Below are 22,336 nucleotides of genomic sequence, written 5' to 3' on the forward strand. Positions count from 1 at the left end.
GGGCACAAGCGGACAAAATACAGCGTCCTTTGATGTACACAGTAATAAGACCTTGAGTTCGTAGAGTAAGTACGTCGCGACGCGTTCAAGTGTGCATCAAGGTCAGCACCGATGCAGCCAAATGCACGTTTATACATCCGCCGCTTCAAGGTAACGCTACTCCTGGCCGATAACCCGAACGGTTAAGGTTCTCTTTGCTTGCGGCAACCTGCGGCTTGATGAGAAATCGCTTGATAGCCTTTTGCCGCCAGTTATCATCTGCGCGCCGAAACGGCAGTCACGCCACGTATTTGCCTTTGGGTTGTTCTTCTTAAATTGCCTGGAAATCTTCGATGCTGTCGTATCACCAAAAGAGTTTTCTGATCGTCGATGATTTCTCGGATTTCCGCAGTTCCGTCAGGTCCATGCTGCGGGAGCTGGGCATCAAGGATGTCGACACCGCTGATACCGGTGAGCAGGCGCTGCGCATGTGCGCGCAGAAGTCTTACGATTTTATCCTGCAGGATTTTCACCTGGGCGATGGCAAGAAGAACGGTCAGCAGGTGCTCGAAGACCTGATGATCGAGAAGCTGATCAGCCATGAAAGCGTGTTTGTCATGGTCACGGCCGAGACCAGTCAGGCAATGGTGCTCAGTGCCCTGGAGCACGAGCCCGATGCGTACCTGACCAAGCCGTTCAATCGTTCGGGCCTGGCCCAGCGACTGGAGCGACTGGTGCAGCGCAAGACGTTGCTCAAGCCGATCCTGCAGGCACTCGACCGCGGTAAACCGGTCGAAGTGCTCAACGCCTGTATCGCCTTGTGCAAGCAGGACATCCGCTATTCGCCGCTGTGCCTGCGTTATCGCGCCGATGCCCTGCGTGATCTGAATCAGAACGAGGCGCTGGAGCGTCTCTACGACAGCATCATCGCGGATCGTCCGCAGCCTTGGGCGTTTGCCGGGCTGGGCAAGCTGCTGTTCAAGCGCGGCCAGGTCACCCAGGCCAAAGAGGTCTACGAGAAGGCGCTGAAAGTATTCCCGATGATGCCCGCGCTTTATGACGGCATGGCCGATGTGCTGGTTGCCGGAGGCGATACCAAGGGTGCCCAGCGCGTGTTGGAGGAAGCCATTCGCCTGTCGCCACTGGCGGTTCGCCGGCAAGCGTTGCTGGGTAAGCTGGCGATGACCAACGAAGATTTTGAAACCGCCTCCAAAGCTTATCGTCAGGCGGTTTCGCAAGGTGCCCAGTCGCGTTTCAAGGATGCGGAAAGCAACCTGGGGCTGGCCCACGCCTTGATCAGCAAAGGCAGTGAAAAGGGCCTGGATACCCGGACCCGACTCGAAATCAACACGACGCTCAGCGCGGTGGCCAAGGAGAACCCTTCCGACCCCGGTCTGCAGATTCGTGCGCGGCTGATGAAGGCGACCAGCCTGTTGCTCAACGATGCCGAGACCGCCGAGAAGCTCACCGAGCAAGCGATGATGCGCCTCGATGGCATGGAGCAATTCATGAGTGCCGAAGCGGCGCTGTTGGTGGCCAAGCAACTGCAAATGCTCGGTCAGGCCAGCGCGGGTGCTTCGATGCTGAAAAACTGTGCGGAGATCTACGGTGATGACCCGACGGTGATGCAAGGCATTGCCAAGCTGACCGACGACCCGACTATTCTCAATGCCGGTAACGCCGCCGCCGACCTCAACCGTCAAGGCGTGCGCGTTTACAAGACCGGCAACCTGGTGGAAGCGCGGGACGTGTTCCGCAAAGCCCTGGCGCTGCAACCGAAGAACATCAGCATTGCGCTGAACATGGCGCAATCGCTACTGCATGGCACTGACACCAGTGTGCCGTCGGCGGAACTTGAGGAGTGCCGGGCCTGCCTGAAAACGGTTGGCCTGATGCCCGATACCGACGCGCGTTTTTCCCGTTATCAGAAGCTGCGAAGCAAGGCGTTTGGCGAATGAACGACAGCGAACAGGCACTCGATTTCTCCACGGTGATTGCCTCCACCGTGCACGACATGAAGAACTCTCTGGCGATGCTGATGCAGGCCCACAGCCAATGGCTGGCGCGCATGCCCGATCAGCAGCAATCCAAAGAGCAGGGCGTCATCGACTTCGAATTCGCCCACCTCAACGGCATGCTTGTGCAGTTGCTGGGGCTCTACAAACTCGGCGTCAACCAGATGCCGTTGCAGCCGGCTTACCATGAGTTGGACGACTTCATCGAAGCTCAATTGGCGGCGCATCAAGAGGTGTTCGCCAGTCGCGGCATCATGGCGACCTATGAAGTGGATCCCCTGAGCCCGTTGGGTTTTTTCGACCGTGAGCTGATTGCTTCGGTGCTGGCCAACTGCATCAACAATGCGATTCGCTATGCCAGGGACGCGCTGTTGATCACGGTCAGCGATGAGGCCGGCCAGTTGGTGATCACCATCAACGACGACGGCGAGGGTTATCCACCCGAGATGATCGAGCGCCAGGCCGATTATGTGCAAGGCATCAACCAAAGTTCTGGCAGCACTGGCCTGGGCTTGTACTTCGCCGGGCGGATTGCGGCGTTGCATCAGCGCAATGGCGTCGGCGGCTATACCCGCATCAGCAATGGCGGCCCGTTGGGCGGCGGAGTCTTTAGCCTGTACCTGCCGTGACGTGATCCCCCGACATCGGTTGGTTTTTTGTTCGGGAGTGCTTGATATTCCGAACGGCCGGAGCCTATTTTGTACGGGTCGCCGTTCGCGGCTCGCACAACAACAAGGATTGCGTCATGACAACCGATGGCCAGCGTTCACTCGCTCAGCGATTGACGGGCATTGATGAGATTGAATGTGTCACGCCGGATTTGAACGGCGTACCACGGGGCAAGGTAATGACCGCCGAGGGCTTCCTCGAAGGGCGACGGTTGCAGATGGCGCGGGGTGTGCTGCTGCAATGCATCATGGGCGGATATCCGCCAGCGCGTTTTTACGGCAGCGATGATGGCGACCTGGCGCTGGTGCCGGACCCGGCGCAGATTCATCGCCTGCCTTGGAGCAAGCACCCACGGGCATTCGCGATTTGCGATGCGGACGAACTGACCGGGGAGAGCTCTTCTCTATCGACTCGCGGCCAGCTCAAAGCGGTGATTGCGCGTTACGCCGCACGCGGCCTCGCGCCAGTGGTGGCGACCGAGTTGGAGTTCTTTGTCTTCGCGCCCAACACCGATCCGACGCAACCCTTCCAGCCGCCGTTGGGCCTGGATGGTCGTCGCGAGGACGGTCATTCGGCGTTCAGTGTCAGCTCCAATAACGGCTTACGGCCGTTCTTCAGTGAAGTCTATGAATGCATGGCGGCCCTGGGCTTGCCTCGCGATACCTTCATGCACGAAATGGGCGTCAGCCAGTTTGAGATCAATCTGCTGCACGGCGATCCACTGCTGCTGGCCGACCAGACCTTTTTGTTCAAGCACCTGCTCAAGGAAGTCGCGCTCAAACACGGCCTGACGGTGGTCTGCATGGCCAAGCCATTGGCACACACGCCGGGCAGTTCGATGCATATTCACCAGAGCATCATCGAGATCGCCAGCGGCCGAAACGTGTTTAGCGACAAGGCTGGGGAACCGACGGCGACCTTCCGTCATTTCATCGGCGGACAACAGGCCGGCATGGCCGACTTCACGGCGTTGTTTGCGCCGAACGTGAACTCCTATCAGCGCTTGTGCCATCCGTTTGCGTCACCGAATAATGCCTGCTGGTCCCACGACAACCGGGCGGCGGGTTTGCGCATTCCGGCCAGTTCGCCTGTGGCCCGTCGCGTGGAGAACCGCTTGCCAGGCGCCGATGCCAACCCGTACCTGGCGATCGCCGCCAGCCTCGCCGCCGGGCTGCACGGCATCGAAAACGAGCTGGAACCGAGCGAGTCCATTCAGGGTGAATTCGTGGTGCCGGATAATCTTTCGTTGCCATGTACCTTGCACGCTGCCCTCGAACGTCTGAAACGTAGCCAATTGGCGAAGGAACTGTTTGGCAAGGAGTTCATCGAAGGTTACATCGCTTCGAAGACCATGGAGTTGACCAGCTTCTTTGATGAAATTACTCCCTGGGAACGGCGTGTTTTAGCAGCCCAGGCCTGACGATTCTTCGTCTCCGGGCTATCGTTTTCGATAGCCCGATCCCACTGCAAGGAGCCGCTCGGAACGCCGATGCGCCAAATCTGGAAATCCTTTCGAGCGCTGTATTTTGCCTCGCTGATGATGTTGATCGGCTCGGGCCTGTTAAGTACCTATCTGGGCTTGCGCCTGGCCGCCGACAATGTCGACAGCTTGTGGGTCGGTGCGCTGATGGCGGCCAACTATTTCGGCCTGGTGCTGGGTGGCAAGATTGGCCACCGGCTGATCGCCCGGGTCGGGCATATCCGCGCCTATGCGGCGTGCGCCGGGATTGTCGGCGCCGCAGTGTTGGGCCACGGATTGATTGACTGGCTGCCTGCGTGGCTGTTTCTGCGGGTCATCGTCGGCCTTGGCATGATGTGCCAATACATGGTGATCGAGAGCTGGCTCAATGAGCAGGCGGAAGCCAAGCAGCGCGGGTTGGTGTTCAGCGGTTATATGATCGCCTCGTACCTGGGACTAGTCTTGGGTCAGCTGATTCTGGTCCTGCATCCGGCCTTGGGCCTGGAACTGCTGATGCTGGTCGCTCTGTGTTTTGCGCTGTGTCTGGTGCCGGTGGCCCTGACCCGACGCATTCACCCGGCACCTCTGCATCCGGCACCGATGGAGCCACGGTTCTTCATCAAGCGCGTGCCGCAGTCGTTGAGCACGGTGTTGGGTGCCGGGTTGATCGTCGGCTCGTTCTACGGTCTGGCGCCGCTGTATGCCTCGCAGCAGGGCTTGTCCACTGAGCAGGTCGGTCTGTTCATGGGTAGCTGCATTTTTGCCGGGCTGGTGGTGCAGTGGCCGCTGGGCTGGCTGTCCGATCGCTATGACCGGGCGCTGCTGATCCGTTGCTTTGCCTTGTGCCTGGCGGTGGCCGCGTTGCCATTGGCGATCATGACCGAAGTGCCGCTGGAGGTGCTATTCATCGCCGGGTTCCTCTGCTCACTCGTGCAGTTCTGCCTGTATCCGTTGGCCGTGGCGTTCTCCAATGACCACGTCGAGGGTGATCGCCGGGTGTCCCTGACGGCCATGCTGCTGGTGACCTACGGCGTTGGCGCCAGTATCGGGCCGTTGGTGGCCGGCGTACTGATGAAGCTGTTCGGCAGCCACATGTTGTATGCCTTCTTCAGTTTCTTCGCGCTGGTGCTGGTGTGGCGGATTCGCCCGAAAGCGGTGACTAATCTGCATGTGGTCGACGACGCGCCACTGCATCACGTGGCCATGCCCGACAGCATGTCGAGTTCACCGTTGGTGGCGGCCCTCGACCCACGGGTGGATGAACAAGTGGTACAGGATCAGATGCAAAATCCGATCGAGCCTGTACCAGAGCCCGAACCAGAACCTGAGCCCGATCCATCCCCAGAGGATCCGAACGATCCGGAAGACCCGGACGCCGGTCGCGAACAGAGCTTCACTGAGGCCAGGCCTTAAAATCGACGCATAAAAAAACGGGCAGTCTCCGCAAGGGACTGCCCGTTTTTATTGAAGCGCCTGCACTTAATCTCGAAAAATCACATGTCGTCTTTGTCGAAACGGCGGGCTTCGCGTTGCAATTGATAAACGAAGCGCTCGACCTGCCGTTGTACCAGGCCGCTCATGTTGTGAAAGCGCACACCGGCGAAGGTTGTGGAGATTCTTTCTTCGAAGTGCAGGTAACGCAATTCAACCGGCGCGGTCATGCTGCCGAAGGGCAGGGCAGCGATGAAACGGTCGTAGACCTGGCCCAGTTGCAGGCTGGAGGTGATATCACCCTCGAAGCGCAGCTTGCAGCCGGTGGCGGAGATGTCCAGCAACTTGCCGCTGATCGGCGACTTGAGCTTTTCACCGCCCAACTCGACACTGACCAGTTGCGCCAGCTTCAATGCCGCGCGAAAGGCATTGCGGCGCTGGTGATAAACCACTTCGGAAGGCAGCGCGCCACGGTAGCAACGACTGCCGCCGGATTCGTCGATGGTCAGCGGACCGTTACTTTCCCAGGCAATGCGCACGCCGTCGTGAAAGCCTTCGACCTTGAACGGTTCGCCAGCCAGCAGGAAGCGTTCACCGTCGCGGGGGATCATTTCATCCAGGGCAATCATGTTGCTTTCACGATCAAGGTCCACCAGATAACTCTGGAAGCGCTGGTTGCGCTCATGGAACGTGATGATCAGCGGGTCATGGCTGTCTTGCAGCTGCCGAAGGTTGCCGGAGATCTCCAGAGGTGTGGTAAGCACCTTGGGTGGTTGCGGAGCGTCTTCCGCGCTTGAGGCATTGAACACGGTTCATCAATCTCCAGACAAAATATGACTACTAGCGGGCATTCTGCCAGTATGTTTCGCGTCTTGATAGGGCGTGCTCATTGGCGGCGTATCAAGCCTGGCTGAGCGGACGTGGCTTGGCCATCTTCGCGGTCGATCCGCGGGCATCATAGAGTGCTGGAGGTTCGCCACCGGTGAGGATTTTCAGCTGATTGGCCGTGGCGGCCTGCTGCATCAGGATCGACTGGCCATTCTTGACGTTCGCTGCCTGGCATTGAGCCAGGAGGTCGGTCAGCACATCGCCTTGTTGCAGCAACTGATCGCCGATGCTCGAGTGGCTGGCGAGTTGCTCAAGGCCGTTGCGAGTCATGGGCAGGTTGAGGCTGGCGAGGATTTCGCTGCGCTTGCGGCCATGCTGTTCGAGCAAAATGATCAGTGCCTGTTTCTGCGCCAGAATTTCTTCGAGCAGAGGCATGTCGCGACCGTGCAAGGCGAGGGACTCGGTTTGCAGTAACTCCAGCAAGCGTTGCGCTGGAGCAAAGTCGTCGGTGATCAGTTGCAGTAGATTAGTGTCGTGCATGGCTGGCCTTGGGTTTTAAGCGTCCAAAAGCCTGGCGCAGGCGGTGGCCTAGCGCTGGGCTTCGAAGTTGAGCAGTTTGCTGGCTACACGGCTGCTGTCGACTTTATAGCTGCCATCGGCAATCGCTGCTTTCAACTCGGCCACACGGGCGTTGTCGACGGCAGGCTGATCGCGCAGCTTGTCAGTGACCTTCTGCAACTGTTGAGCCTCATTGCTGAGATGTACCGATTCCCCGCTTGCGACGGTACTGGCCTGTTCGGCCGGGGTATTCAGCGGCGCGGATTTGCCGGCGTCGGCGGTTTCCTTGGCAACGCTGGTACGTGTACTGCCCGTAAGTGACGAGGAGCTGTTTAAACGGCTGAAATCGATGACCATGATAAAAAAACCTCTGGGTATTTGGACGCTTGCCATGTTTTCGGCAATACCTGCGAAAACTTTAGGCTCATTTAAGCAATGAGCTGCATGCGCCAGCGCTGCATGGGCACAGTTTAGGTAACAGCCTGCCAGAGCGCCATAGTCTTACCCATCACAGAGCTCTACATGGACACTTCCACTTGCCCCGGCGCGGTGACTTGCGCCTTGATGACTCGCATCGAATTAAGGTTTTTAACCCGTATTTGCTCGGCCAAACCGCCATTGGAGAGGGCTTCGCCCGGCATGCGAACACTGAGCGTACCACTGCGTGCGGTAATCACCACCTGATCACCTTTGCGCACGACTTCCGCCTGTTCCAGGTGGACGAGGGTAATCACCTGATCGCCTACCGTTGGTCGGGTAAGTTTCTGTCCAATCGCCTGGTCAACCGAAGTGAAATATCCCTGGTTGATCAGGCTGATGTCGCGCTCGCGCATAGCGACATCGCCGGGTTCGATAATGCCCGCGCGCTTGAGTGGTCGAGTGGTGATCACAACGTCTCGAAACAGGCGCACTTGAGCGGGCACGAACACTGTCCACGGGGAGCTGCCCTCGCAGCGGACCTTGACCGTTACCCGACCGATCGGGGTGGCCGGGCTCTCCAGCGAGGCTGTCAATTCCTTGTCGCACATGGGCATACGCAGCCGCGGATCGAGCTGCTTGACCTCGATTTCGTAGCGGCCTTCCGTTTGACTGGTGGCCAGATAGTCTTCTACGGTGAATTCAAGAAAGCCCTGAGTGACGCCGATAAGCATGTCAGGCAAGGTAACCGCGTCAGCAACGGCAGGGCTGCCAAGAGGCAACAGGCAAACAGCCGACACCGCGCAAAGCAATTTGCGGTAGTTTGATGTCAGGTGTCGGAAAAATGTCGTTTGTTTGTTCATACGGGTTAAAAAGCAAGCGCCGTGCCGTTTAGTGATGAATGTGCGTCGCAACACAACTTAGCGTTGTTGGTGTAGGAGTCTGGGCATGGCTGGTGTAATGGATTCGGTAAACCAGCGCACGCAACTGGTAGGGCAGAATCGCCTTGAGCTGTTGTTGTTCCGTCTCGACGGCCAGCAGCTGTATGGGATCAACGTGTTCAAGGTTCGTGAGGTGCTGCAATGCCCCAAACTGACTCTGATGCCCAAGTCCAGTCCCGTCGTGTGCGGTGTGGCAAATATTCGTGGGGCGACCATCCCGATCCTTGATCTGGCGATGGCCACCGGTGCCGGTGCACTTAAAGATCAAAGCAATCCCTTCGTGATCATCACGGAGTACAACACCAAGACCCAAGGCTTCCTGGTCCGGTCGGTAGAGCGCATCGTCAACATGAACTGGGAGGAGATCCATCCGCCACCCAAGGGCACGGGACGCGATCATTACCTCACGGCTGTGACTCGGGTCGACAATCAGTTAGTCGAAATCATCGACGTCGAGAAGATCCTCGCGGAGGTGGCGCCGACGCCGGAAGCGATTTCGGTGGGTGTGGTCGATGTCGAAACCCAGCACAAGGCGTTGTCCTTGCGAGTGCTGACGGTCGATGACTCGTCGGTGGCGCGCAAGCAGGTCACGCGTTGCCTGCAAACGATCGGTGTCGAAGTGGTGGCGCTGAACGACGGTCGGCAAGCGCTGGAATACCTGCGCAAACTGGTCGATGAGGGCAAGAAGCCGGAAGAAGAGTTCCTGATGATGATCTCCGACATCGAGATGCCGGAGATGGACGGGTACACCCTGACGGCCGAGATCCGCGCTGACCCACGCATGCAAAAGCTTCATATCATCCTGCATACTTCGTTGTCGGGTGTATTCAATCAGGCGATGGTCAAGAAAGTCGGTGCCGATGACTTCCTTGCCAAATTCCGCCCTGATGACCTGGCATCCCGGGTAGTCGACCGGATCAAAGCAGCAGATATCAGCTAGGGGCCTTTTGCCCTTGGCGTTCAACACGATTTAAGAGGCGGTATCTTTGTCTACGGGTAATTTGGATTTCGAACAGTTCCGGGTCTTCCTGGAAAAAGCCTGTGGCATTTTGCTCGGTGAAAACAAGCAATACCTGGTCTCGAGCCGTCTCAACAAACTGATGGAACAGCAGGGCATCAAATCCCTGGGTGAGCTGGTCCAGCGCATCCAGACCCAGCCGCGCAGTGGTTTGCGCGAGATGGTGGTGGATGCCATGACGACCAACGAAACCCTGTGGTTTCGTGACACCTATCCGTTTGAAGTCTTGAAGAACAAGGTACTGCCCGAAGCGATCAAGGCTGCTCCCGGTCAACGGCTGCGCATCTGGTCGGCGGCGTGTTCGTCGGGTCAGGAACCGTATTCGCTGTCGATGTCGATCGACGAGTTCGAGCGGACCAACATGGGCCAGTTGAAGATGGGCGTGCAGATCGTTGCCACCGACCTGTCCGGCACCATGCTGACCAACTGCAAGACCGGCGAGTACGACAGCCTGGCAATCGGTCGCGGCCTGTCGCCCGAGCGTTTGCAACGTTTCTTCGATCCGAAAGGGCCTGGACGTTGGGCGATCAAGGCGCCGATCAAAAGCCGGGTCGAGTTCCGTTCGTTCAACCTGCTCGATAGCTACGCGGCGCTGGGCAAGTTCGACATCGTGTTCTGCCGCAACGTGCTGATCTACTTCTCCGCCGAGGTGAAGAAAGACATCCTGTTGCGCATCCACAGCACTTTGAAGCCAGGTGGCTATCTGTTCCTCGGCGCGTCCGAAGCGCTGAACGGTTTGCCGGATCACTACCAGATGGTCCAGTGCAGCCCGGGGATCATTTACCAGGCGAAGTGATTCGTTGACGGCATCACAAAAACGGGAGTCCTCAGGGGCTCCCGTTTTTTTATGCCTGCTGATTTCCCACAAACACCGCACTACCTGTAGGAGCGAGGCTTGCCCGCGAAAGCGGCGTGTCAGACAACATCATCATTGACTGTCCCGACGCTTTCGCGGGCAAGCCTCGCTCCTACAATTTGAAACGGTGTTGCCCGTGGGAAAGCGGCAGAAAAGCGGCAGACGGCGGAAACTCGTTGCCGCTTTTCTGGCATTGCCGCCTTGCCGATGCCCGCAAAGCCCCGGTTTACGGCGTTTTTTGAATTGGCACGCCGCTTGCTATGTTCAAGTTACGAAAAATCAGGTCACCCGAAGGTTTCCCGACATGAGCATCAGCTTCGATAAAGCGCTCGGTATCCACGAACAAGCCCTGGGCTTCCGCGCCCAGCGTGCCGAAGTCTTGGCCAACAACATCGCCAACGCCGACACCCCGAACTACAAGGCTCGGGATCTGGACTTCTCCAAAGTGCTTGCCGCACAGAACGAGAAAACCAAGGGCGGTACTTTCGCCTTGAACATGACCAACAGCCGTCATATCGAAGCTGAAGGCCTGGGCAATGGCGACGAGTCGCTGCTGTATCGCACGCCGATGCAACCGTCGATCGACCAGAACACCGTGGACGCTCAACTGGAACAGTCGAACTACGCGGAAAACGCGGTCGGCTTCCAGGCCAGCTTCACCCTGCTCAACAGCAAATTCAAAGGGCTGGTTTCAGCCCTGCGTGGAGAGTAAGTCATGTCCCTTGCCAGTGTTTTCAACATTGCCGGTAGCGGCATGAGTGCCCAGACCACGCGCCTCAACACCGTGGCCTCGAACATCGCCAACGCCGAAACCGTCTCGTCGAGCATCGACCAGACCTATCGCGCCCGTCACCCGGTATTCGCCACCATGTTCCAGGGCGGCCAGAACGGCGGCAGCGATTCGCTGTTCCAGAGCCAGGACGCCGCCGGTCAAGGCGTGCAAGTGCTCGGCGTGGTCGAAGACCAGAGCAACCTTGAAGCGCGTTACGAGCCGAACCATCCGGCGGCCGACGCCAAGGGCTACGTCTACTACCCGAACGTCAACGTCGTGGAAGAAATGGCCGACATGATTTCCGCGAGCCGTTCGTTCCAGACCAACGCCGAAATGATGAACACCGCCAAAACCATGATGCAGAAGGTCCTGACCCTCGGTCAGTGATAAGGGGCGACTCAGATGAGTGTTACCGATTCCACCAGCAGCCTCAGCCTCAACGACATCCTGGCGAACTCTTCCGTTAAATCCAGCAGCTCCACGTCCGGCGGCATTGCCTCCGCGACCAACAGCGCGACGGGCGGCCAGACGTTGGGCAAGGATGCGTTCCTGCAATTGCTGGTGACGCAGCTGAAAAACCAGAACCCGCTGGACCCGCAGGACAACAGTGCGTTCGTCGCCCAGTTGGCCCAGTTCAGCAGCCTGGAAGGCATCACCACGCTTAACAGCACGGTCAGCTCGATTGCCGGCAACTACAGCTCTTCGCAAGCGTTGCAGGCTTCGTCCCTGGTCGGCCGTTCCGTGATCGTGCAGACCAACAACATCCAGGTCGATGATCCGACCAAGGCTGTTACCGGCTCGGTGAACCTGACTTCGTCGATCAGCAGCGGCACGGTGACCATTGCCGACAAAGACGGCAAGACGGTCCGCACCATCGACCTGGGCACCCGCGCGGTCGGCAGTTCCAGCTTCACATGGGATGGCAAGGATTCGAGCGGCAACCCCGTTCCGGTCGGCGCCTACACCATTAAGGCCAGTGCACCGGTCAACGGCACGGCGACGGACCTGGCGGTTTACCTGCCGGCCACCGTCAACAGCGTGACCCTCAGCCAGACCGGCGGCGAGCTGATGCTCAACCTCGCGGGCCTGGGCCCGGTGGCGCTGTCCAAAGTTCAAACCATTGGTATATAGAGCCGACTAACCCGGCACAAAGGAGTGGAATATGTCTTTCAATATCGGCCTTAGCGGTCTCTATGCAGCCAATAAACAACTGGACGTGACCGGCAACAACATCGCCAACGTCGCGACCACCGGTTTCAAATCCTCCCGTACCGAATTTGAAGACGTCTACTCGGCGACCAAGCTCGGCAGCGGCAGCCAAGTGGTCGGCAGCGGTGTGCGCCTGGCCAACGTTTCCCAGCAGTTCACCCAAGGTGACATCAACAACACCGGTAACGTGCTGGACATGGGCATCAACGGCTCGGGTTTCTTCACCCTGAGCAACAACGGTGCGACGTCCTACACCCGTAACGGTACGTTCAAGGTCGACAAGGACGGTTTCATCACCAACACCGATTACACGTCCCGCCTGCAAGGCTACGGCGTGGATGCCAACGGCAAGATCATCAACGGCGTGTTGACTGACTTGAAACTCGACACCTCGAACCTGGCGCCGAAGACCACTTCGACCGTGACTTCGACAATCAACCTGAACTCGACGGCTCCGGTCATCGACGATACTGTCCCGGCTGGCAAGTTCAACCCGACCCTGACGGCGACCTATACCAAGTCGTTCAGCACCCCGATCTATGACAGCCAGGGCAACCAGCACACCATGGATCAGTACATGGTGAAAACCGGTTCCAACACCTGGAAGGTCTACACCCTGGTGGATGGTCGTAACCCGGATGCGACCGGCAGTGATCCAACCGCTGCAGCGACCCCGCCGGTAGCCTCGACGCTGTCGTTCGACACCAATGGTAAACTGACTCAGGTCAGCACTCCGGCACCACCTGGTGCACCGGTCATCAGCAGCGACCTGAAAATGACTAGCTGGGTACCGGGCACTGTGACCAACGGCGTCTGGAAGGCCAACGGCGCGGCAGCCAACCCGGCAGGCGTGACGATCTCCATGGCCAATACCACCCAGTACAACGCAGACACCGCGCGTTCCATCCCGACCCAGGACGGCTACGCCACTGGCCAGATCACCAACCTGACCATCGACGGCACCGGCACCCTGTTCGCCAACTTCAGCAACAACCAGAGCAAGGCCATCGGCCAGGTTGCGCTGGCCAGCTTCACCAACGAACAAGGCCTGCAAGCGATTGGCGGCACCAGCTGGAAAGAGACGTTCGCTTCGGGTATCCCGGGCTACGACGCGCCGGAAACCGGCACTCTGGGTTCTATCCAGTCCAACTCCCTGGAAGAGTCAAACGTCAACCTGACCAACGAACTGGTCAACCTGATCAAGGCGCAGAGCAACTACCAGGCGAACGCCAAGACCATCTCCACCCAGAGCACCATCATGCAGACCATCATTCAGATGACCTGATGCTGGTTGGGTTGTAGCGCTTCACCAAGAGCCCCTCGGAAGAGGGGCTTTTTTATGCCCGGGATTTTGTCCGGGTAAGGATTTTGTGGTGAGCGGGTGGGCCTCTTCGCGGGCAAGCCTCGCTCCTACGGGTTCTACGTCGTGAGCGACACAAACCCTGTAGGAGCGAGGCTCGCCCGCGAAGGCGTCATCCCGGCCAACCCTTTCCCCCAGACAAAAGAAAAACCCCCGACCCGCCAGAGGCGCATCGGGGGTTTCAGGTCAGCGCCTTGCAGCGCCTACCGGCTCAGCTTATTGGCAAGCTTCGCAATCCGGCTCATCGATGGCGCAAGCCTTCGGCACTGGAGCTGGACCGGCTGGAGCAGCCAGGACCGAATCTTCACCGTGGTTGCCGCCGCTGGAAACAGCGTTCAGCTTGCCGGTGTTGATGGTCGACTTCTCGGTGCTGGTCGCGGCCAGGGCACGGAGGTAGTAAGTGGTTTTCAGACCACGGTACCAAGCCATGCGGTAGGTCACGTCCAGCTTCTTGCCCGAGGCGCCGGCGATGTACAGGTTCAGGGACTGAGCCTGGTCGATCCACTTCTGACGACGGCTGGCCGCGTCAACGATCCACTTGGTGTCCACTTCGAAGGCAGTCGCGTAGAGCTCTTTGAGTTCTTGCGGGATGCGCTCGATCTGTTGCACCGAACCGTCGTAGTACTTCAGGTCGTTGATCATGACCGAGTCCCACAGACCGCGAGCCTTCAGGTCGCGAACCAGGTACGGGTTGATCACGGTGAATTCGCCCGACAGGTTCGATTTCACATAGAGGTTCTGGTAGGTCGGTTCGATCGACTGCGATACGCCAGTGATGTTGGCGATGGTGGCGGTCGGTGCGATGGCCATGATGTTGGAGTTACGAATGCCTTTCTGCACACGGGCACGAACCGGTGCCCAGTCCAGGGATTCTTTCAGGTCAACGTCGATGTACTTCTGGCCACGTTGCTCGATCAGGATCTGTTGCGAATCCAGCGGCAGGATGCCTTTGGACCACAGCGAACCCTGGAACGTCTCGTAGGCGCCGCGCTCGTCGGCCAGGTCGCAGGAAGCCTGGATCGCGTAGTAGCTGACCGCTTCCATCGACTTGTCGGCGAACTCGACGGCTGCATCGGAACCGTAAGGAATGTGCTGCAGATACAGCGCATCCTGGAAGCCCATGATGCCCAGGCCGACCGGACGGTGCTTGAAGTTGGAGTTCTTCGCTTGTGGCACCGAGTAGTAGTTGATGTCGATAACGTTATCGAGCATGCGAACGGCGGTGTTCACGGTGCGTTCCAGCTTGGCGGTGTCCAGCTTGCCGTTGGTGATGTGGTTCGGCAGGTTGATCGAGCCCAGGTTGCAAACAGCGATCTCGTCCTTGTTGGTGTTCAAGGTGATCTCGGTGCACAGGTTCGAGCTATGGACCACGCCCACGTGCTGCTGCGGGCTGCGCAGGTTGCACGGGTCTTTGAAGGTCAGCCATGGGTGGCCGGTTTCAAACAGCATGGACAGCATTTTGCGCCACAGGTCTTTGGCCTGGATGGTCTTGAACAGCTTGATCTTGCCCGGGTACTCGGACAGGGCTTCGTAGTACTCGTAACGCTCTTCGAAGGCCTTGCCGGTCAGGTCGTGCAGATCCGGTACTTCGGACGGCGAGAACAGGGTCCACTTGCCGTCATCGAAGACGCGCTTCATGAACAGGTCAGGGATCCAGTTGGCAGTGTTCATGTCGTGGGTACGACGACGATCATCACCGGTGTTCTTACGGAGCTCGATGAACTCCTCGATGTCCATGTGCCAGGTTTCCAGGTAAGCACACACAGCGCCTTTGCGCTTGCCACCCTGGTTAACGGCCACGGCGGTGTCGTTCACCACTTTCAGGAACGGAACAACGCCCTGGGATTTGCCGTTGGTGCCCTTGATGTACGAACCCAACGCACGAACCGGAGTCCAGTCGTTGCCCAGGCCGCCAGCGAATTTCGACAACATGGCGTTGTCGTGGATCGCGTGGTAGATGCCCGACAGGTCATCCGGCACGGTGGTCAAGTAGCAGCTGGACAGCTGTGGACGCAGGGTGCCGGCGTTGAACAGTGTCGGGGTCGACGACATGTAGTCGAAGGACGACAGCAGGTTGTAGAACTCGATCGCACGGTCTTCTTTGTGCTTCTCTTCGATCGCCAGGCCCATGGCCACGCGCATGAAGAAGATCTGCGGCAGTTCGAAGCGGATACCGTCCTTGTGGATGAAGTAACGGTCGTACAGGGTTTGCAGGCCCAGGTACGTGAACTGCTGATCGCGCTCGTGGTTGATCGCCTTGCCGAGTTTTTCCAGGTCAAAAGTGGCCAGGATCGGGTTCAGCAATTCGAATTCGATGCCCTTGGCGATGTAGGCCGGCAGCGCCTTGGCGTACAGGTCGACCATTTCGTGGTGAGTCGCGCTCTCGGCAACTTCCAGGAAGCTCAGGCCTTCGGCACGCAGGGTGTCCATCAGCAGGCGGGCGGTGACGAACGAGTAGTTCGGCTCACGCTCGACCAGCGTACGGGCGGTCATCACCAGAGCGGTGTTGACGTCGGTCAGGGCCACGCCGTCGTACAGGTTTTTCAGGGTTTCGCGCTGGATCAGGTCGCCGTCGACTTCTTCCAGGCCTTCGCACGCTTCGGTGACGATGGTGTTCAGGCGGCCCATGTCCAGAGGAGCAAAGGTGCCATCGGCGCGGGTGATGCGGATCGACGGGTGAGCGTTGACCGCTTCTTCGACCGGAGCGTGGGCGGCGCGTTGTTTCGAACGACCGTCACGGTAGATCACGTAGTCGCGAGCGACTTTCTGCTCGCCGGCACGCATCAGGGCCAGTTCGACCTGGTCCTGGATTTCTTCGATGTGGATAGTGCCGCCCGAAGGCATGCGACGCTTGAAGGTCGCGGTGACTTGTTCGGTCAGGCGGGCAACGGTGTCGTGGATTCGCGACGAGGCGGCAGCGGTGCCGCCCTCAACTGCGAGAAACGCTTTGGTGATGGCGACGGTGATTTTGTCATCGGTGTAAGGAACGACAGTCCCGTTACGCTTGATCACGCGCAGTTGACCAGGCGCGGTGGCGGACAGATCCGAAGACGAATCAGCAGCCTGCGGCAAGGTGCCCTGCGGGTTCTCGCGAGTTGTGTCGGTTTGCATGGGTGTCTCCACGTTCTCTATGTTTGTTTGGGCACCATCACGGTGCCCACCGTTCCGTCCTGAAGCACTACAACCGGCGAGCGCCGGGCATAACAACTTCGGGACAGTAGGAAGGGGGCTATAGGGCGCCGCTTCCATGCCGAAGTCTTTGGTCTCAAGCCAGAGGCTGAAGACCGAATTCGTGTCGGGTGACAGTTGGGGACTGCAACACCCGTACCGTTCTTGCCGTTTTGGGCTCAAAAACAGTAGCCATCCGCTCGAGCGGTTTGGGCTTCTTGAAATACGTTTGGTTCAACCAGACAAAGGCAATAAAAGCGCTTGAAATCGGTGTCTGGTTTGTGTTTGGTTTTTAGGCTAAAACCCTACATGTAGGGTTTTTTGAGCGCCGAGGTACAAGATAATGCGTTTTGGGGGGTGATTGCAACGTACTACCTGTGGATAAACCTGTGCGTAAATTGTGTGTGAAACGTGGAAACAGCGTGTAGGCCGCGACCCTACTGGAGTAGACCGTTTGTCATGGTATTTTCACAATTGAAAACAGTCCGGGCGGTTTTTTAAGGGCGCGAACCCTATCACAAAAAACCGGGTTGTCCGAACGCATTTGCCGACTTGTTTTCTCACCGGGCGACGTTTATACAATCGGCCGTACGCACGCATTCTTATCCTCCCCAATCATTACAAAAAGACGGGGGGATCCTTCCTTATTAGTGTTGTTGGCAAGCAGAGGTCACCGTGGAGCAGCAAGAAGCCTGGCAGGTATTGATTGTCGAAGACGACCAGCGTCTGGCCGAACTGACCCGCGATTACCTCGAAGCCAATGGCCTGCGCGTAGCGATCGAAGGCAACGGCGCATTGGCCGCCGCGCGGATCATCAAGGAGCAGCCGGACTTGGTGATACTTGATCTGATGCTCCCCGGCGAGGATGGGTTGAGCATTTGCCGCAAGGTGCGCGACAAGTACGACGGCCCGATCCTGATGCTCACGGCGCGCACCGACGACACCGATCAGATCCTCGGCCTGGACCTGGGCGCCGACGACTACGTGTGCAAACCGGTGCGCCCACGCTTGCTGCTGGCGCGGATCCAGGCCTTGTTGCGCCGCAGCGAAACGCCGGAAGTGGCCCCGGAAAAACTCCGGCGCTTGCAGTTCGGCCCATTGGTGGTGGACAACGCGCTGCGCGAAGCCTGGCTCAATGACCAAGGCATCGAACTGACCAGCGCCGAGTTCGATCTGCTGTGGCTGCTGGTGGCCAACGCCGGGCGCATTTTGTCCCGGGAAGAAATCTTTACCGCGTTGCGCGGCATCGGCTACGACGGCCAGGACCGCTCCATCGATGTGCGCATCTCGCGCATCCGGCCGAAAATCGGCGACGACCCGGACCATCCACGCCTGATCAAGACCGTGCGCAGCAAAGGTTACCTGTTCGTGCCGGAAGCCTGCGTAGACCTGCCCCTGTGAATTCGATCTTCCTGCGCATCTACGGCGGCATGTGCGCAGCGCTGATCCTCGTGGCCGTGCTCGGCGTGCTGGCGCTGCACCTGCTCAACCAAGTGCGCAGCGAGCAATACCGCGAGCGCCTGGCCCACGGCACGTTTTCGCTGATGGCCGACAACCTGCAACCGATGAACGAAACCGAGCGCCACCGCGCCTTGCTGGTGTGGGAGCGCCTGCTGGGGATTCCGCTGGCGTTACAGACCTTCGCCCAGACCGACCTCGACCTGACCCAGCGCACCCGCGTGCTACGAGGCCAGGCCCTGGTGGAGCAGACCGGCCCGCATGCGGCGAAGGTTTACCGCTTGGTCAGTGACAAGGAACAACTGGTGCTCACCGGCGAAGTGCAGCAGATCAGCGAGCAACTGGCCCGGGCGACCATTTACCTGCTGGCCGACGAACTGGTGCGCTACCCGGTGGCCGAGCAACCCAAGCGCCTGGCGCAGTTGAAGGAAGACAAAGGGTTTGGTTTCGACCTGCGACTGGTAAAGGTCGAACAGGCGGACATGGACGAAGACCAGAGTCGCCGGGTGTCCGAAGGCGACACGGTGATGGCGCTGGGCAAGGGTGGCGATTCGATCCGCGTGTTTGCCGGCATGGTCGGCACGCCGTGGGTGCTGGAAATCGGTCCGTTGTTTCAGATGAACCCGTATCCGCCGGAGTGGCTGGTGCTGATCGCCGCACTGGGGCTGACGTTGATCGGTTTGATCGTTTATTTGCTGGTGCGACAACTGGAGCGGCGTTTGCGCGGCCTCGAAGCCGCCGCCACGCGCATCGCCAAGGGCAGCCTGGAAACCCGCGTGCCGGCACGCGGCGCGGACTCGGTCGGGCGCCTGGCCTCGGCATTCAACGGCATGGCCGAGCACTTGCAGCAGTTGCTGGCGATCCAGCGTGAACTGGTGCGTGCGGTGTCCCACGAACTGCGCACACCTGTGGCGCGCTTGCGTTTTGGTCTGGAAATGATCGGCTCGGCCACCACGCCCCAGGCCCTGGAAAAGTACCGCGAAGGCATGGACCACGACATCGAGGACCTCGACAAACTGGTTGACGAGATGCTCACCTACGCGCGGTTGGAGCAGGGCTCGCCGGCCCTGAATTTCCAGCGGGTCGATCTGGATGCGCTGGTCAATCAGGTGATCGAGGAACTGGCGCCGCTGCGCGCGGAAGTGACGGTGCAGCGCGGGTTGTGCCTGTCCGCCGCCGATTGCGACGATGCCTGGGTCGAAGCCGAACCGCGTTACCTGCACCGCGCCTTGCAGAACCTGGTCAGCAATGCGATGCGCCATGCGCAGTCGCGGGTGACCGTGAGTTATCAGGTCGGGCAGTTGCGCTGTCGGGTGGACGTCGAAGATGACGGGCCGGGCGTGCCGGAAATTGCCTGGGAGAAAATCTTCACCCCGTTCCTGCGCCTCGATGACAGCCGCACCCGCGCGTCGGGCGGACATGGATTGGGCTTGTCCATCGTGCGGCGAATTGTGCACTGGCACGGCGGGCGGGCGCTGATCAGCAAGAGCAAAAGCCTGGGCGGGGCGTGTTTCAGTTTGAGCTGGCCGAGGAATCAGGAGAAGCGTTGAGATGTGTGGTGGCGGCTCTATCGCCTTCGCGAGCAAGCCCGCTCCCACATTTTGAAATGCATTCTAATGTGGGAGCGGGCTTGCTCGCGAAGAGGCCCTCCCAGGCGCTACAAATCTTCAGGCCTTGATACTGACCAAACTCAACAACTGCCCATCCTGCACCCCAAACTGCGCCTCCAGCTCCGTGCCGTTGCGCCATTCGCTGGACAAATCCGTCAGCAAGCGCAATCGCACCTGACCATCCACCGTCCACTCCAGCACTTCAGCGTGTTCAAAATAAAACCGCTGCTGAACGATCGGGTACAGCGCTTTGAACAGGCTTTCCTTCACCGAAAAGGTCAGCGTCACCAACAACGCCAACTGATCTTTCGCCCCGGCGGCCATGCGCTGCAACTCCGGCGGCGTGAGGATTTCCCCGGCCAGGCGTTCGGCCCGTTCGAAGTTGAGCAGGTTTTCCAGGTCCATGCCCAGCCCGCGCCAGTGCGCCTTGTTCGCGACAATCGCCGCGGCGCGGCCGGTGCTGTGGGTGATTGAACCGGTGATGTGCGCAGGCCACACCGGGGCACGGTCTTCGCCAATGGCTGGGATAAAACTCAACCCTTCCAGTTGCTGCAACGCGGCCCGGGCGCAAACCCGCCCGGCGAGAAACTCCGCCTGACGCTTGGCCACTGAACGCTGGATGCTCGCCGGCGGCGCGATGGCGCTGCGCTGAAAGTCATCGCTGGCCAGTTGCGAAGTGTCGAAGTGAGTGCTCAACAGCACGCAATCGGGCAGCACGAAAGGCAACGGCCAGTGAGGCTCGAGTGGGGTGCAACAGGCGGGAAGGGCTGGATTCATGTCAGGCATTTTGCCGGGTTGTCCGGGGGCTGGGTAGTGCAAAGGTTAGATCGGTGGCGTGGCGGCGATTCGCGAGCAGGCTCGCTCCCACAGGGGGACGCATTCCAATGTGGGAGCGAGCCTGCTCGCGAATCGCCGCCGCGCCGCGGTCTACCTGCTCAAGCAAAGATCTTCTTGAAGAACGCCTTCATATCCGCCCACGAACTCTCATCCGCCGCTTTGTTGTAGCCAATATCCGGCCCGCCATGATCGCCATGGCCCAACCGATCCGCATCCGGATTGCTGAACCCATGCTTGGCGTCTTTCAGGCTGACAAACTTATAGTCCGCGCCAGCCTTGTCCATTTCCGACTTGAACGCCGCCACGTTGTCCGGGGTGATCATGCTGTCCTTGGCGCCATGCTCGACGAGGATTTTCGCCTTCACACTGCCCGGCGCTGCTGGCGTATTGGTCGCCAGCGCCCCGTGGAAACTCACCACGCCTTTCAACGGCAAGCCCTGACGTGCCGCATTCAGCACCACGCCACCACCGAAGCAATAACCGATGGCCGCGAGTTTGTTCGGGTCGGTCTGCGGTTGTTGCTTCAACAGATCGAGCCCGGCCTGGAAGCGTGCGCTGGCCACCGCACTGTCCTTCAGCACTTCTTGCATGAACGCCATGGCGTCCTTGGGATGCTCGGTGTTCTTGCCGCCGCCATACATGTCGATGGCCAACGCGCTGTAACCCAACCCGGCCAGATCCCGGGCACGACGCTTGGCGTAATCGTTGAGGCCCCAGAATTCATGCACCACCACCACGCCTGGACGCGGGCCTTTAATGGCGTCGTCGTAGGCGTAGTAGCCAATCATTTTCGTCCCGTCGGTGCTCTGGTATGGGATTTCCTGGGTCTTGATTGCAGCCTGGGTCAGCCCGCTCAAGGCCAGCAATACGAGGGCGAGGAACATGCGCATGGTCGGATCTCCTGCAAAGAAAGTCGTCAAATCAGCCTAGTCGATTTGATTCAGCTTAGGTTCAGAGTGCGTTCAGGGGGAGTTCAGGGCTGGGTCAGTAACCTTGCCCCGTACCCAAAAAGCGATAGCGCATAAGGAAACTTCCTATGACTGGATTGAAAAAACTGCTTCTGGCTTTCACTGTTTTGAGCGCCAGCGCCGCTGCCCACGCCACCGACGAAACCTTCGCCGGCCTGACGCTCGGCCAAACCAGCGACAAGGTTAAAAAGTCCCACGCCTTGAACGATAACCTCAACAGCCCGAACGCCGACGGCGTGATTGGCAAGGACACCACTTGGGGTGTGCGCCTGGGCCAGCAAAACAGCCAGGGCCGCTACTACGCCACCTACGACAACGTGTCGGGCTCGCACAATGGCATTAAACTGCGTCAGGAAAACCTGCTGGGCAGCTACGATCTGTTCTACCCGGTGGGCGGCAGCACCAAATTGTTCGGCGGTGCCACGGCCGGTATCACCAAGATGACTCAAGAGTCCCCAGGCTTCAGCCGCGACAGCGACATCGGTTACGCCCTCGGCGGCCAGGTCGGTGTGTTGCAGCAAGTTTCCCAGAACACCTCGGTCGAGCTGGGTTACCGTTACCTGCGCAGCAATGCCAGCACCGAAATGAGCGAGCGCGGTGGTAGCAAACAAGGGTCGCTGGCCTTGAACAGCAGCGCCCAGACGTACCTGTCTGCCAACTACGCTTTTTAATCAGCGGTTCGTGACAGACCTGCGCCGGGTCACCCAAAACGGGTGATCCGGCGTTGCCATGTTGACCATCGAGGCATCTGCGCATGCCTCTGGAGATGTTGTTTTGCCCGGG

At 59.2% G+C, this 22,336-nt stretch carries 20 protein-coding genes; 13 read left to right on the forward strand and 7 right to left on the reverse strand.

The annotated features are described in order from the left end of the window. Nucleotides 1-332 precede the first annotated feature (332 nt). From NK667_RS03030 to NK667_RS03045, 4 genes are all read left to right on the forward strand, one after another. The gene (locus NK667_RS03030) at nucleotides 333-1,937 is read left to right on the forward strand and encodes a tetratricopeptide repeat-containing response regulator (protein ID WP_054613812.1); all 1,605 of its coding nucleotides are present in this window, start codon (nucleotides 333-335) and stop codon (nucleotides 1,935-1,937) included. Further along, nucleotides 1,934-2,623, forward strand: coding sequence for a sensor histidine kinase (locus NK667_RS03035; RefSeq protein WP_054054800.1), 690 nt, complete (start codon nucleotides 1,934-1,936; stop codon nucleotides 2,621-2,623). Before NK667_RS03030 ends, NK667_RS03035 begins: the two co-directional genes overlap by 4 nt. A gap of 218 nt (nucleotides 2,624-2,841) precedes the next feature. After that, the gene (locus tag NK667_RS03040; protein ID WP_177331419.1) at nucleotides 2,842-4,083 is read left to right on the forward strand and encodes a glutamine synthetase family protein; all 1,242 of its coding nucleotides are present in this window, start codon (nucleotides 2,842-2,844) and stop codon (nucleotides 4,081-4,083) included. 69 nt (nucleotides 4,084-4,152) lie between these two features. Then, nucleotides 4,153-5,535: an MFS transporter gene (locus tag NK667_RS03045; protein ID WP_054613814.1), complete on the forward strand. Its 1,383-nt coding sequence runs from the start codon at nucleotides 4,153-4,155 to the stop codon at nucleotides 5,533-5,535. 80 nt (nucleotides 5,536-5,615) lie between these two features. On the opposite strand, the gene NK667_RS03050 is transcribed toward NK667_RS03045, so the two are convergent. The 4 genes from NK667_RS03050 to flgA all read right to left on the reverse strand — a co-directional run bounded on the left by NK667_RS03050 (nucleotide 5,616) and on the right by flgA (nucleotide 8,219). Continuing rightward, entirely contained in the window at nucleotides 5,616-6,362 is a 747-nt protein-coding gene (locus NK667_RS03050; protein ID WP_054054805.1) for a flagellar brake protein, read from the reverse strand. A gap of 91 nt (nucleotides 6,363-6,453) precedes the next feature. Then, a complete protein-coding gene (locus NK667_RS03055; protein WP_054054807.1) occupies nucleotides 6,454-6,921 on the reverse strand; it encodes a flagella synthesis protein FlgN in 468 nt (155 codons plus the stop codon). A gap of 48 nt (nucleotides 6,922-6,969) precedes the next feature. Then, the gene (flgM, locus tag NK667_RS03060; RefSeq protein WP_054054809.1) at nucleotides 6,970-7,296 is read right to left on the reverse strand and encodes a flagellar biosynthesis anti-sigma factor FlgM; all 327 of its coding nucleotides are present in this window, start codon (nucleotides 7,294-7,296) and stop codon (nucleotides 6,970-6,972) included. A gap of 161 nt (nucleotides 7,297-7,457) precedes the next feature. Next, on the reverse strand, nucleotides 7,458-8,219 hold the full coding sequence (gene flgA, locus NK667_RS03065) for a flagellar basal body P-ring formation chaperone FlgA (RefSeq protein ID WP_082356781.1): 762 nt from the start codon (nucleotides 8,217-8,219) through the stop codon (nucleotides 7,458-7,460). Nucleotides 8,220-8,304: 85 nt separating this feature from the next. Here flgA and NK667_RS03070 point away from each other — a divergent pair, with 85 nt between their 5' ends. The 6 genes from NK667_RS03070 (at nucleotide 8,305) to flgE (ending at nucleotide 13,437) form a co-directional block, all read left to right on the forward strand. After that, nucleotides 8,305-9,237, forward strand: a complete 933-nt coding sequence (locus NK667_RS03070; protein ID WP_054054814.1) for a chemotaxis protein CheV — start codon at nucleotides 8,305-8,307, stop codon at nucleotides 9,235-9,237. A 46-nt stretch (nucleotides 9,238-9,283) separates the two neighbouring features. Beyond that, entirely contained in the window at nucleotides 9,284-10,111 is an 828-nt protein-coding gene (gene cheR / locus NK667_RS03075) for a protein-glutamate O-methyltransferase CheR (RefSeq protein WP_054054816.1), read from the forward strand. Between the two features lie 364 nt (nucleotides 10,112-10,475). Beyond that, nucleotides 10,476-10,883, forward strand: a complete 408-nt coding sequence (gene flgB, locus NK667_RS03080; protein WP_027923954.1) for a flagellar basal body rod protein FlgB — start codon at nucleotides 10,476-10,478, stop codon at nucleotides 10,881-10,883. Nucleotides 10,884-10,886: 3 nt separating this feature from the next. Beyond that, entirely contained in the window at nucleotides 10,887-11,330 is a 444-nt protein-coding gene (gene flgC, locus NK667_RS03085; protein ID WP_054054819.1) for a flagellar basal body rod protein FlgC, read from the forward strand. A gap of 15 nt (nucleotides 11,331-11,345) precedes the next feature. Next, nucleotides 11,346-12,074, forward strand: a complete 729-nt coding sequence (gene flgD, locus NK667_RS03090) for a flagellar hook assembly protein FlgD (protein ID WP_054054821.1) — start codon at nucleotides 11,346-11,348, stop codon at nucleotides 12,072-12,074. A gap of 31 nt (nucleotides 12,075-12,105) precedes the next feature. Beyond that, the gene (gene flgE / locus NK667_RS03095) at nucleotides 12,106-13,437 is read left to right on the forward strand and encodes a flagellar hook protein FlgE (RefSeq protein WP_054054823.1); all 1,332 of its coding nucleotides are present in this window, start codon (nucleotides 12,106-12,108) and stop codon (nucleotides 13,435-13,437) included. 291 nt (nucleotides 13,438-13,728) lie between these two features. On the opposite strand, the gene NK667_RS03100 is transcribed toward flgE, so the two are convergent. Further along, nucleotides 13,729-16,623 (reverse strand): ribonucleoside-diphosphate reductase subunit alpha, encoded by a 2,895-nt coding sequence (locus tag NK667_RS03100; protein WP_054054825.1) that lies wholly within the window; start codon nucleotides 16,621-16,623, stop codon nucleotides 13,729-13,731. 732 nt (nucleotides 16,624-17,355) lie between these two features. Here NK667_RS03100 and NK667_RS03105 point away from each other — a divergent pair. Next, nucleotides 17,356-18,081 carry a response regulator gene (locus NK667_RS03105; RefSeq protein WP_054054827.1) on the forward strand — a complete coding sequence of 242 codons (726 nt, stop codon included), beginning with the start codon at nucleotides 17,356-17,358 and terminating at the stop codon, nucleotides 18,079-18,081. Beyond that, a complete protein-coding gene (locus NK667_RS03110; protein ID WP_054054829.1) occupies nucleotides 18,078-19,688 on the forward strand; it encodes an ATP-binding protein in 1,611 nt (536 codons plus the stop codon). Before NK667_RS03105 ends, NK667_RS03110 begins: the two co-directional genes overlap by 4 nt. Before the next feature lie 117 nt (nucleotides 19,689-19,805). Here NK667_RS03110 and NK667_RS03115 read toward each other — a convergent pair whose 3' ends face one another. Next, complete coding sequence (locus tag NK667_RS03115; RefSeq protein WP_201783187.1) at nucleotides 19,806-20,525, reverse strand: 4'-phosphopantetheinyl transferase family protein; 720 nt, start codon at nucleotides 20,523-20,525, stop codon at nucleotides 19,806-19,808. 158 nt (nucleotides 20,526-20,683) lie between these two features. Beyond that, nucleotides 20,684-21,475, reverse strand: coding sequence for a dienelactone hydrolase family protein (locus tag NK667_RS03120; RefSeq protein ID WP_054613816.1), 792 nt, complete (start codon nucleotides 21,473-21,475; stop codon nucleotides 20,684-20,686). Between the two features lie 146 nt (nucleotides 21,476-21,621). Between NK667_RS03120 and NK667_RS03125 the strand changes: the two genes are divergently transcribed. Continuing rightward, on the forward strand, nucleotides 21,622-22,224 hold the full coding sequence (locus NK667_RS03125) for an outer membrane beta-barrel protein (protein ID WP_054054834.1): 603 nt from the start codon (nucleotides 21,622-21,624) through the stop codon (nucleotides 22,222-22,224). The last annotated feature ends 112 nt before the right edge of the window (nucleotides 22,225-22,336 follow it).

The sequence above is a fragment of the Pseudomonas nunensis genome (assembly GCF_024296925.1).
Taxonomy (GTDB): domain Bacteria; phylum Pseudomonadota; class Gammaproteobacteria; order Pseudomonadales; family Pseudomonadaceae; genus Aquipseudomonas; species Aquipseudomonas nunensis.